Here is a 12213-nt window from a genome sequence, read left to right as displayed (position 1 = left end):
CCCCGCCCACAACGAGGAAGGCGTCATCGCGCGGACGCTCGAGGGACTGTGGCCCGCGATCGAGAGCGGACGCGTCGAGGTGATCGTGGCGTGCAACGCGTGCACGGACCGGACGGCGCACATCGCGTCGCGCTATCCCGGCGTTCGCGTCCTCGACCTCTCCGAGCCCGGAAAGGCCGGCGCCCTCAACGCGGCGGACGCCGTCGCGAGCCGCTGGCCGCGCGTGTACCTGGACGCGGACATCGAGGTCCCGCCCGAGGCGCTCGCGGGCATTCTCGCGGAGCTCGGCCGGGGCGAATACCTCGCGGGCCGGCCGGACTTCCGCTACGACACGTCCGGCTGCGATCCGCTCGTGGCCGCGTACTACCGCGCGCGGGTGCGGATCCCGTCGAACCGGGCCGCGCTGTGGGGCGCCGGCTGCTACGCCATGACCGAGGAGGGGCACCGGCTCCTCGGCTCGTTCCCGGAAGGAGCCGCGGACGATTTCTACGTCGACGCGGCCTTCGATCCGGGGCATAAGGTCCTGCTCGGCGGCCCAGCGGTTGTCGTGCGCCCTCCGCGCACCTCGGCGTCGCTCGTGGCCACGCTGCACCGGATCTACCGGGCGCCAGCCTCCTCTGGAGGGGCCGCGGCGCCGATGCGGACGCTCCGGGGGCTCGCCGCCTCCGTGCGCGGACCGTTTTCTGCCCTCGACGCCGCGGTCTACGCGTCCTTCGCTCTTGCCGGGCGTCGTCAGCCCGGCGGAGCGAAGGGCGCCCATGAACATCTGTGGGAACGCGACGAAAGCAGCCGGCGATGAGACGGCGCGCGCTGTGGTGGGCGCTGGGGCTGTACGGATTGGCCCTCGCGGTCCTCGTGTTTGCGCCGGCGGGGCCGAGCCTCAAGGGCGTCGCTCTGCCGTCGTGGCTGCACGCCGGGGCCATTGAGGCGGCGGCCAACGTCGCGATCTTCGTCCCGGTGGGGTTCCTCCTCGTGCTGATCCTCCCGCGCCGCTGGCGTTGGCTGGCCGTCGCGGGCTGCTGCGCGCTCTCGACGTTCATCGAGACCGTCCAATGGATTCTGCTGACCGACCGTTCCGGCAACGTCCGGGACGTGATCACCAATACCACGGGCGCCCTCATCGGCGCCCTGTGCGGCGCGCTGTGGCTTCGCCTCCGGCGCCCGCGGACCTCAGAACGCGCCTCCGATCCGGGGGCACCCCTTTCCGAGACCTCCACCAGGTCATAACGAGGAGTCACCGTGGCCAAGCCAACAATTCCCAGTTTCGCCCGGAGGTCCCTGCGGCGCGGCGTCGCGGCGTGGGCCTCATCGCTCCTCGTGGCCGCCGTGTTCGTGGTGGTGGAGCCCGTCGCCTCGGCGCCCCCGTCCGTTGCGGCGTCCAATCCCTGCGCGGCCCCCGTGGTCAGCGCGGTCGCGTGCGAGAACACCCTCGCGGGGGATCCGCAGAGCGACTGGATGGTTTCCGGGGTGGGTGATTCGACCATCCAGGGGTACGCGACGCAGATCAGCGCGAACCTGGGCGAAACCGTGTCCTTCAAGGTGAACACGGCCGCCAAGTCCTACCACTTCGACATCCTCCGGCTCGGCTACTACCAAGGGAACGGGGCGCGCAAGATCGCCGCCAACCTCCAGCCGAGCGTGGCGCTCCCCCAGAACCAGCCCGCGTGCCAGACGTTCTCCGACACCGGCCTCATCGACTGCGGCAACTGGGCCGTGTCCGCCTCGTGGACCATCCCCACGACGGCCGTCTCGGGCCTCTACATCGCCCACCTCGTGCGCGATGACACGGGAGGCAGCAGCTGGATCCCGTTCGTGGTCCGCAACGACGCGTCGACGTCGTCGATCATGTTCCAGACCTCGGACGAGACGTGGCAGGCCTACAACTCGTACGGCGGCAACAGCCTGTACACGTGCACGGTCGCGTGCCCGCCGGGCAGCCCCGCGGCGTACAAGGGGGCCTTCAAGGTCTCGTACAACCGGCCGTTCCACACCGCCCTCGACGACAGCGGCCGCAGCTGGATCACGTACGCCGAAATGCCCATGATCCGCTTCATGGAGGCCAACGGCTACGACATGAGCTATCAGGCCGGGCTCGACACCGCGACTCGAGGCTCCCTGCTGCTCAACCACAAGGCCTTCGTGACGTCCGGCCATGACGAGTACTGGTCGTACGATCAGCGCGCCAATGTCGAGGCCGCCCGCGACAAGGGCGTGAACATCGCGATGTTCACCGGGAATGAGATCTTCTGGCGCACGCGCTGGGAGAACAGCGCGGCGGGTCCGACGACGGCGGGACGCACCCTGGTCTGCTACAAGGACACGCACTTCCAGCAGCCCACCGACCCCGTCACGTGGACCGGCACGTACGCCGATCCCCGCTTCGGCACGGCCAACGGCGGCGGCAACCCGCAGAACTCCCTGAGCGGACAGTTCTTCAACGTCAACTCGGGGACCACGGACATCACCGTGCCCGCGCAATACGCGAAGATGCGAATCTGGCGCAACACCCCGGTGGCCAACCTCACCGGAAGCCAGACCGTGACGCTCGGCGCCGGAATCGGAACCCTCGGCTACGAGTGGGACATCGACGCCGCTGACGGCTTCCGGCCCGCTGGCCTGTTCGATGTGTCCTCGACCACCAATACGAGCGCGGAGGTCTTCACCGACTACGGCAGCCAGACCCAAACGGGCCAGACGCAGACCCACAATCTCACCGAGTACCGGGCGGCGAGCGGTGCCCTCGTGTTCGGCGCCGGGACCGTCCAATGGTCGTGGGGCCTCGACGGCTCCTTCACAGGCAAGAACCCTGACCCGACGATGCAGCAGGCCACGGTCAACCTCTTCGCCGACATGGGCGCGCAGCCCGTGACGCTCATCTCGGGCCTCGTGGCGGCCACGGCCTCCACGGACAAGACCGCTCCGACATCCGCGATCACGTCGCCGGTGTCCGGCACGTCGATCACCGACAGCTCGGTCGCCACGATCTCGGGCACCGCGGTCGACACGGGCGGCGGCGTCGTGGCCGGGGTCGAGGTCTCGACGGACGGCGGCACGACGTGGCGGCCGGCCACGGGAACCACAACCTGGACCTACACGTGGACCGCCCACGGAAATCCCTCCACGACCATCAAGAGCCGCGCCGTGGACGACAGCGGCAACCTCGAGACGCCCGGCGCCGGGGTATCCGTGCTCGTGAGCTGCCCCTGCTCGCTCGTCGGAGTCAACGCGAAGCCGAAGGTCGCTGACGCCGGCGATCCGAACGGCGTTGAGGTCGGCGCCCAGTTCTACTCGGACGTGGACGGCACCATCACGGGCATGCGGTTCTACAAGGCCAACACCAACACCGGGACCCACGTGGGGAACATCTGGGACATGGCCGGCAACAACCTGGCCACCGCGACGTTCACGGGTGAGACGAGCACCGGGTGGCAGACCGTGACGTTCTCGCCCGCGCTCACCATCACGGCCGGGACCCACTACGTCGTCTCCTACTTCGCCCCCAAGGGCCATTACACCGAGGACACGGCGTACTTCTACCCGAACCCCTCCCCGCCGCCGGCGGGCGGTGACTCGGTGGACTCCCCGCCGCTCCACTTCACGAGGAGCCTCCCCGGGTCCCGCAACGGGTACTACATGTACGGCAACACGTCGTCGTTCCCGACCAACGTGTACGACTCCGAGTACTACTGGGTCGACGCCATCTTCTCGCCCTCCGCAAACCCTGCGCCCGCGGTGACGAGCACCACGCCGTCCTCCGGTGCGACGGGAGCCGCGATCAACACGGCTCCGACGGCGACGTTCAATCAGGCCGTGACGGCGTCCTCGGTGACGTTCACGCTCAAGACCTCGACCGGTGCCTCGGTGGCCGGAACGACGTCGCTCAACAGCGCGGGCACCGTGGCGACGTTCACGCCGTCGTCCGCTCTCGCCTACAGCACGAGCTACACGGCGACCGTGAGCGGGGCGACCAACTCCAAGGGCCAGGCGATGGCCTCGCCGTACTCGTGGAGCTTCACGACGGCGGCGCCTCCGCCCGCTCCGGCCGTCATCTCGACGTCGCCCGGCTCTGGGGCGACGGGCGTGGCGGTCAACACCGCGCCGAACGCGACCTTCAACCAGGCCGTGACCGCCTCGTCGGTGACGTTCACGCTCAAGGACGGAACCGGTGCCTCGGTGACGGGGACCACGTCGCTCAACAGCGCGGGCACCGTGGCGACGTTCACGCCGTCCGCCAATCTCGCCTACAACGTGACGTACACCGCGACCGTCAGCGGTGCCACGAACTCGACAGGCCAGACGATGGCGAGCGCCTACTCGTGGAGCTTCACGACGCTCGCGTCGCCGCCCGCGCCGAACGTCTCCTCGACGAACCCGGCGCCCGGGGCGACCGGCGTCGCCGTGAACGTGGTCGTGGGGGCGACGTTCAGCCAGGACGTGACCGCCTCCTCGGTCCAGTTCGTGCTGAAGGATCCCACCGGTGCGAGCGTGGCGGGCTCGGCCGCCTACTCGAGCGCGACGACGACGGCGACGTTCACGCCGTCGGCCAACCTTGCCTACAACACGCAATACACGGCGACGGTGAGCGGGGCCACGAACTCCACGGGGCAGACGATGTCTCCCTACAGCTGGAGCTTCACGACGACGGCTTCGTGCCCGTGCACCGTCTTCTCGGCCAACTCGACGCCGGCCACGGCCAACGGGGCGGATCCGAGCGCGGTGGAGCTCGGGATGAAGTTCCGCACCGACACCGCCGGCCAGATCACCGGGGTGCGGTTCTACAAGGGATCGCTCAATACCGGGACGCATGTGGGCAATCTCTGGTCGTCGACCGGGACGAAGCTCGCCACCGTGACCTTCGTCAATGAGTCGGCATCTGGGTGGCAGCAGGCGTACTTCTCCACTCCCGTGAGTGTCACGGCGAATACGACGTACGTGGTCTCCTACTTCGCGCCGAACGGCAACTACTCCTACACGAGCAGCGGCTTCTCGGCGTCGCAGGGATCGTCGCCCATCGTCGGCCTCGCGAACGGGACCGACGGCGGCAACGGGGTCTACGCCTACGGATCGACCTCGTCCTTCCCGTCGGGGACGTACAACTCGACGAACTACTGGGTTGACGCCGTCTTCAACCCCGGCGCCCCCGCGGCTCCCGTGGTCCGGAGGACCTCGCCGGCCCAGGGCGCGACCGGTGTTCCTGTCACCACGAGCGTCTCGGCCACGTTCGACCAGGCCGTCGACACCACGACCGCAACCTTCACGCTCACCCCGAGCGGTGGCGTGCCGGTGGTCGGGACGACGGGGAACGTGTCCGCGACCGGCACCTACACGTTCACGCCGTCGGTCTCGCTCGCCGGCAGCACGACGTACACCGCGAGCATCTCGGGTGTGAAGAGTGCCACCGGGCAGGCCATGCCGTCGGCGTACAGCTGGAGCTTCACGACGGCGGCCTCCTCCTCCGGCTTCACGTGCCCCTGCAGCGTCTTCAGCTCGTCGTCGGTACCCGCAACCGCCTCGGTGAACGATCCGAACGCCGTCGAGCTGGGCATGCAGTTCACGGCGGACGCCTCCGGCTCGGTCACGGCGATCAAGTTCTACAAGGGCACCCAGAACACGGGTACCCATGTGGGGCACCTGTGGTCGGCGGGCGGAACGCTCCTCGCGACGGTGACGTTCAGCGGCGAGACCGCGAGCGGCTGGCAGACCGCCACGCTCTCGAGCCCCGTGTCGATTTCCGCGAACACGACGTACGTCGTCTCGTACTACGCGCCGAGCGGCAACTACGCGGCTAACGGCAACTACTTCGCCACGGCGGCCGACAACCCACCGCTCCACGGTCTCGCAAGCGGCTCGGGGCATCTGAACGGCGTGTATCTGTACGGAGCATCGGGCTTCCCGACCAACAGCTACAACGCCACCAACTACTGGGTCGACGTCGTGTTCACCACGCCGTGACGGCGGCCTGACGCCTGCGGCGCCAGGCCTCAGGGAAGTCAACAGCCCGGAGGGTGGAGTGCTCGAGCACTCCACCCTCCGGGCTGTTGCCTGGGCTGTTGAAGGGCCCCCTGGTCCGTATCATGGCGCGGGGCAACCTAGGCGTTCACGTGGACCTAGGCGTTCACGTGGATACGCTGCGGCGTCCATATGGATACACCGCGCAGGGAGTCGCGTGATGACGTGGGCCTCAGAGGCGGCATACGTTCGGAGCATCCAGCCGATAGAGATGGACCGCAGTGGCCGAGGCGAAGTGGTCGGTGAAGGTGTGGCCCGCCCCTTCGAGGGTCCGCCCCTCGCCGAGCACGGTCACTGCCCCGCCGGACCAGCATGGAGCGGTGAAGGTCACGTCCTGGGCGCCCGGTCCCGTGGCAGCGGCGAACAGATACAGCTTCCCTTGATAGTCCTTCACGGCGACGTCCACCTTGCCGTCCGCGGAAGCCCCGTGGTCGACGAAAGGCGCGTTCAGGACCGGCGCAAGGTCGGCGATCTGATGATTGAGGGCCGTGACGGCAGCGCGCATGGCCGCGGAGCACGGGTCACGCAGGAGGTGCTGGGTTGGGCACGCGCCGCCGAAGCTGTGGTTGAAGTAGACGATTCCGCGGGCTCCGTGAATGAGGCTCTCCCAGACTGCCGCGCGCACTTGATCGGGGGAAATCGTCGAGCCGTCGTCGAAGGGGTGCCCGAGCTCGATGAAGGCCCACACAGGTTTGCTCCCCTGCGGCTGCACGAGGGATCTCATCCGGTCCACGACCCACCCGTAGTTGGCGGCGCGCCGGCACTCGCCGGGATCGCTGAGCGCCCTGTCTCCGCCGACCAGGGAACCGCCCTGCGACGCGACGCAGATGTCGGGATCGGTGAACCAGTAGGCGTCGGCCGAGACGACGTCGGCGGACGCGACGAATCGTGCCGCATCCGCATCCGACTCCCAGAAGAGGACGCCTTTCCCGAAGTTGGCGAACGACGCCGCGCCCTGAGGGAACAGCTTGCGGCGTGCGGCGAGCACGGAAAATCCGCAGGTGGCGTCGGCTGGTGCACAGATATCGCCGTCGCCCGGAAAATTGCCGGTCCACGTGCCGGTCCCCGGTCCGGCCCACATGTCGATCTCGTCGCCGAGCAGATACCCCGCCGCGGGCGACGCCGGCGTGCTCGGGATCGCGAAGGATCCCGCCCGGGCGGCCCGTTCGGGCTGCGAGTCGTCGGTCAGCTCGAGATAGGTGTTGATTCCTGCGGATCGGTCCGCGGAGACGCCTTCGTCATCCACGAGACTCTCGAACCACAGCGCGACCGGGAAATAGCTCGAGTCAGTCGGCAGGGAATGGGCGAACCTCGAAAAGTAGCCGGCACCGCCGTCGATCGGGCGCAGGCTTGCGAGGCGCTGCGCCGGATCCAGGACGATTCCGGGGAGCGTCGCGTCGGCCGTCGCGGCCACCGCCACGAAGATTGCGGCCGAGGCGAAGGCGATGCCCCGGACGAGCCTGCCCGACACCTGGGACCTCCTCGAGTGGGGCGGCGTGCGCTAGCGCCGCCCCACCACGCGAACTCGCTCGTCCGGTTCCGGCGATTCGCTGACGACTCCGGTCCGGGCGGGTGACTGCCGCTTGGAGAGGCGCGCGGTGCCGGTCGGAATCTGCGCGGGCCGGGGCTCCTCGTTCCGCTCGCGCTTTTCTTCCTCCGCAGCTCGAGCGAGGGCCTTCCGGTGGCGGCGGCGCTGGACCATGAGTTCGACGCGGCGGGAAATGGAGATCGCGGCCAGGAGGGCGATGAGGCCCGCGACGGCGACGACGACGATGCTGCGCAGCCTGCTCGTGTAGACCTCCTGGGCGGTGTCTCCGGGCTGCACGAGCTCGGCCTTGATCAAGTAGGAGTCGTCGGCGCCGTTGACCTTCTGGACGTCCTTGAGTTCTGACTGCATGCGCTTCCCCAGCGCATCGACGGTGGCGATGGCCTGGCTCGGGTTCTTGCCCGTGGCTTGAATCTGCAGGAGCAGTCCAACCGAGGCTCCCGACGCACCGGGCGTCACGGTGTAGTCGCTCGCAAGGCCTGCGTCCTGCAACGAGCTTGCCGCCTGCCGCGTGCTGAGCCTCGTGATGAGGACCTGGCTGAGGAGTCCGTCGGGGCTACGGAGGTACGGATTGTCGGAATTGATCTTGGCCAGCGAAGGATTCAGCTCGATCTCGCGGTCGGTCGGCACCTTCGGGGCGATCAGCGCATAGGTGGCTGTCGAGGTGAACGTCCGCTGCGAGGTGAAGACATAGAACGATGCTGCTGTGGTCAGGATAATCACGGCGAGAGCCACCCATTTGTGATGCCAAATTGTCTTGAGCACGCCACTTGGGCCCATGATTAATCGCCTCCTAATGTATTGCCGTTGGAATGAACTTGCTTGGGTTTAAAGCCGTCCGGGCTACCCCAGAGCCTCGGCCGTCAGATCGGTGCAGACGCCCGACAACACCCGATATTCCGATGAAGAACGGGTAGAGCAGGGCGAATACCTGGAATGACATCGAATCGAAGGTTGCCGACGACACCGCGGTGATGATCCCCGCCGCTCCGGCAGTGGCTGCGAGGAGTCGCAGCGACGGGTCCGAGGTCCACCGCGCGACGCCCAGCGCGGCGAGTCCCGGGACGGACACATACACGGCGAACGCAAGGAGTCCGACGAGGCCCATCGTCACCGCAATCAAGAGATATTGGTTGTCGAAATTGTCCTTCATGGAAAGGTGCATATAGGTTCCCGGGCCACCACCCAGGAGGGGCTTCTGGGCCACAAGGCTCTCGGCGCGGGGATAGTCATCGAGGCGCCATGTAATCGAGCTGTCCGAACTGCTGTCGGCCACTGAATTGAACATGGCGGAAACGAGCCCCGGAACCGTCACGAACAGGCCGGCGCCGACCACGGGAACCGTGACGAGTGCCCATTTCCTGGGAATAGGGGGCAGGGCGGGCACCATGACGGCGATCGCGACGGCGAGCGCGAGCATCGCTGAGCGCGACACGGTCAGGGCGTTGGCTACGAGAAGGACGACCGCAATTCCCCAGTGGATGGTCCTGCTGCCGGTGCGGTCATAGAGCGCCCGCCACACGGCGAGCGGCAGCAGCATCGAGCTGACAACTCCGAGTTCGATCGGATGCAGAGTGGTCCCGGCCACCCGCATGAGCGCATTCCGCGCCTGGAACGAACTCGCCTCGCTGTTTTCGACGAAGCCCGGCATCAAGGCCTTGAGGAGGTCTACGGGATTCGTGTGCGTCGCAAACTGGATCACGGCGACGACCGCACACACGGCCCCTCCCGCGAGGACCCACCGTGCGAGGGACATGACGTCGTCCAGGTCCCGAACGGTCTCCGACGTGATGAAGACGATTCCCATGATCGCGACCATGAGCAGCATCCACCGATCGGCGCCTGCTCTCGCGAGGGACGTGCTCAGGCCGCTGAACCCGAGGAATAGGCTCGCGTAGCTGAGACACGAGGCGAACACGAAGACAAGCACTGCCGTCCGCCCCGGGTGCGAGGACCAGGCGGAATGCCGGAGCCCCAGAAACGCCTCCATGAGCCACACGACAAAAAGGCCCAGTGCGAGGATCTCGGGGAGGCTCCCACTCGCTCCGAGCGGAGAGAACACGAGATTGGGCGGGAAGATCAGAATCGCCGCGAGCGTGAGCTTGAGGAGAATGGACGTCCCCGGGTGTGTCTGGGTCACGGGGTTCCTCCCACTCTCCTGCGCCGCCACGGGCCGGCGAGCTGCCGCACCGCATCCCACAGCTGGCGGAAGCTGCGGATCCGCAGGAAGGGCCTCTCGCAGACCACGAAGAACGCGTAGGCGCCCGCGAGCGCCGCCGGCACACCGAGGAGCATGAGCGGCCAGAAAGCGTTGGCCCCCGTAATCCCGGCGGGCGCGAGGACCCGCTCGCGGAGCACGTCCAGGATCGGCGCGTGCACGAGGTAGAGGCTGAACGCGAAGGTGCCCACGACCGCGAGCGGACGCAGGGCCAGGAATCTGGCGAGCCACGGGAGCCGGCCCTGCGTGAGCGCCACGAAGAGGCAGGCCGTCGCGGCGCCGACCACGAGGTCGACCCAAAAGTACTCCCCGACGATGGTCCTCGGTCCCGCGACACCGGCCGCGGTCGCGAATCCCGCGACGCACAGCGCACCGAGGACGATCCCGGCCGAGGCTCCGGCGCCCCGGGTCGCAAGCTGGGCGGCGACGCTCCCGCCGACGAACAGCACGAAGTACGCGGGGCTGAACCGATCGAACCACCCGACGGCGGGAATCACGGCCCCGATGAGGTGCTGCGCGATGACGAGCCCCGTCACAACGCCCAGGACGAGGGGGGCTCCCCAGCGCCGCACGAGCAGGAGCACGAGCGGGAAGAAGAAGTAGATGTGCCATTCGACGGCGATCGACCAGAACACCCCGTTCGGAGGCGTGGTCCCGATCGCGTCCTGCAGGAGGAGGCCGTGGACGACGACGTCCCGCGATGTGAGCGCTCCCCCCGTCGGAGTGGACGCGAGCCCAACGACGACGAGGATGGAGGAGAAGGCGAGCGCGGCCCAGTACGGCGGCACGATCCGCCAGAAGCGGCGCCGGAGGAAGCCAAGGCCGCCTTCGGGCAGCTTGCCTTCGTGGCGCGCCGGCGAGAGCGTGAGCGAGAAACCGGAGACCACGATGAAGACCGAGACGGCCAGATGGCCGTAGACCATCCAGTCCATCGTCCAGGGCCCGTTGTTGCCCGGGTAGCCGCCGACGCTCAGGAGCCACACGTGGTGGACGACGACGAACATGGCGGCGAGCGCGCGCACCCCGTCGAGCCACTCGACTCGGGTGGCCGTCGCGGGGGTCCGCAGGGCGGCGCCAGGCTTCAGCGTCGCCATGACCTCACCCCGGATTCGATGATGTCCGCCACGGCATTGCCGGTTTCATCCCACCCGGAATGCGCGGGAATGCTGCTCGGGACCAGCTCCGGCGAGCGGTCCAGCGCCTCGCAGAGCCCATCCGCGATGCCCCCGGGGGTCGGTCGCGCCCAGATGACCCGCGGATCCTCGAGCACGGCACGCGCGAGGGGATCGTCGTTGACCACGGGGGTCAGGCCGGCGGCCAGCATCTCCCCGGGGACGAGGGACACGTTGGTGAACGAGAGCGCCATGCCGGCCTTGGAGCGGTTGTAGACGGCGTTGAGCTCGGACGGCGAGAGGACCCCGAGGTGCTCGTGGGGAACCGTCCAGGCCGGCATGGGTCCGCCGAAGGCGCGCAGGCCGACGTCCGGACGGCGACGGTGCAGCTCCTCGAGGGCAAGCCTGCCGAGGAGTCCTCCGCGCCGGTCGGTGCCCGACCTGGCGAAGAAGGCGACGCCGCTCCGCGGCCCCAGCGCCAGGAGGCGGTAGGTCTCGGCATCGCAGCCGAACGGGACTACCACGGCCTCCGCACCGACGTTCCTCCGCAGCTCCTCGGCCACCATGGGGCCGAGGGCGATATGCGTGAGCCCGAGCCGGTAACTGTCCTCCGCGAGGCTGTACAGGCTGCCCCGCGGGTGGAAGTACGGTTCGTAGTCCTGGATGAAGTAGAAAGCTCGAGTCGGAGCCTGGCCGCGCCGCACGCTCACGTGGGCCGTCTCCCACGAGCTCGCGACCACCGCGTCGAATCCGGCGATCCGGGCCCCCACCTCCTGCACCTCGGCGGCGAGCCATGGCCAGTTCGCGCGGATGGTCTGGCGCGCGCGGTCGGGATCGGATCCGTGCCGGTTGTACAGGAGCACGGTGCACGCGGCGCCCCGGCGCTCGAGGGCCGCGGCCATGCGGAAGAACGTCGTGTGTCCCCCCGATCCGGGCGACGGCGGGGTGCACAGCCACGCGATCTTGAGCGGCCGCGTCCCCACCGGGGTCGCGGGACCGTCCGCGGCCCTGTGGACCGTGGAGTCCGCAACGTCCTGCGGCAGGAGCGGGAAGTCGAGTGACGCCGTGTCGAAGCGGCGTTCGAGGAAGGACGCCGCAACGCGAGCGGCGCGCCTGCTGGTCTCGGCGAGGCCGTCCTGGCCGAGCCTGCGGAGGACCTCTCGCGTGCTGATCGTCATGGCCGCCCACCCCCCTGCGACCACGCGGCGTCGAGCTCGTCGAGTGAGCCGCGGAACGATCGCCAGGCCGAGAGCATGGTGGAACGGAGCAGAACCGCCGCCACGAGCAGCCCCGCCGCACCCCCGATCATGAGCGCGGCGAGCGGAACT

General features: G+C 68.5%; 8 protein-coding genes. 3 read left to right on the top strand and 5 right to left on the bottom strand.

What is annotated here, in order from left to right:
• The 3 genes from ACLN58_RS11005 to ACLN58_RS10995 all read left to right on the top strand — a co-directional run.
• Positions 1 to 799, top strand: a 799-nt coding sequence (locus ACLN58_RS11005) for a glycosyltransferase (protein ID WP_415855302.1), incomplete at its 5' end; no start/stop codon positions are given.
• Positions 796 to 1227, top strand: a complete 432-nt coding sequence (locus ACLN58_RS11000) for a VanZ family protein (RefSeq protein WP_415855301.1) — start codon at positions 796 to 798, stop codon at positions 1225 to 1227. The genes ACLN58_RS11005 and ACLN58_RS11000, both read left to right, overlap by 4 nt.
• A gap of 12 nt (positions 1228 to 1239) precedes the next feature.
• A complete protein-coding gene (locus ACLN58_RS10995) occupies positions 1240 to 5952 on the top strand; it encodes a DUF4082 domain-containing protein (RefSeq protein WP_415855300.1) in 4713 nt (1570 codons plus the stop codon).
• Positions 5953 to 6181: 229 nt separating this feature from the next.
• Here the strand turns inward: ACLN58_RS10995 and ACLN58_RS10990 are convergent, their stop codons facing one another.
• The 5 genes from ACLN58_RS10990 to ACLN58_RS10970 all read right to left on the bottom strand — a co-directional run bounded on the left by ACLN58_RS10990 (position 6182) and on the right by ACLN58_RS10970 (position 12063).
• Positions 6182 to 7480 carry a hypothetical protein gene (locus ACLN58_RS10990; RefSeq protein ID WP_415855299.1) on the bottom strand — a complete coding sequence of 433 codons (1299 nt, stop codon included), beginning with the start codon at positions 7478 to 7480 and terminating at the stop codon, positions 6182 to 6184.
• 30 nt (positions 7481 to 7510) lie between these two features.
• Entirely contained in the window at positions 7511 to 8278 is a 768-nt protein-coding gene (locus ACLN58_RS10985) for a hypothetical protein (protein WP_415855298.1), read from the bottom strand.
• 70 nt (positions 8279 to 8348) lie between these two features.
• Positions 8349 to 9695 carry an O-antigen ligase family protein gene (locus ACLN58_RS10980; protein ID WP_415855297.1) on the bottom strand — a complete coding sequence of 449 codons (1347 nt, stop codon included), beginning with the start codon at positions 9693 to 9695 and terminating at the stop codon, positions 8349 to 8351.
• Positions 9692 to 10867 (bottom strand): acyltransferase family protein, encoded by a 1176-nt coding sequence (locus ACLN58_RS10975; protein WP_415855296.1) that lies wholly within the window; start codon positions 10865 to 10867, stop codon positions 9692 to 9694. The genes ACLN58_RS10980 and ACLN58_RS10975 overlap by 4 nt, the downstream gene beginning before the upstream one ends.
• Positions 10855 to 12063 (bottom strand): glycosyltransferase family 1 protein, encoded by a 1209-nt coding sequence (locus ACLN58_RS10970; RefSeq protein ID WP_415855295.1) that lies wholly within the window; start codon positions 12061 to 12063, stop codon positions 10855 to 10857. The genes ACLN58_RS10975 and ACLN58_RS10970 overlap by 13 nt, the downstream gene beginning before the upstream one ends.
• Between the last annotated feature and the right edge of the window lie 150 nt (positions 12064 to 12213).

It is taken from the genome of Sinomonas sp. G460-2, from assembly GCF_047759905.1.
GTDB lineage: Bacteria > Actinomycetota > Actinomycetes > Actinomycetales > Micrococcaceae > Sinomonas.
Note: the sequence above shows the minus strand (reverse complement) of the source record. Positions and strands in the feature narration are given on the sequence as shown.

What these genes read in the sequence shown, in the direction of transcription:
- ACLN58_RS10970 (WP_415855295.1), bottom strand. Translation starts at nt 12,063, where the DNA reads ATGACGATCAGCACGCGAGAGGTCCTCCGCAGGCTCGGCCAGGACGGC.
- ACLN58_RS10975 (WP_415855296.1), bottom strand. Translation starts at nt 10,867, where the DNA reads ATGGCGACGCTGAAGCCTGGCGCCGCCCTGCGGACCCCCGCGACGGCC.
- ACLN58_RS11000 (WP_415855301.1), top strand. Translation starts at nt 796, where the DNA reads ATGAGACGGCGCGCGCTGTGGTGGGCGCTGGGGCTGTACGGATTGGCC.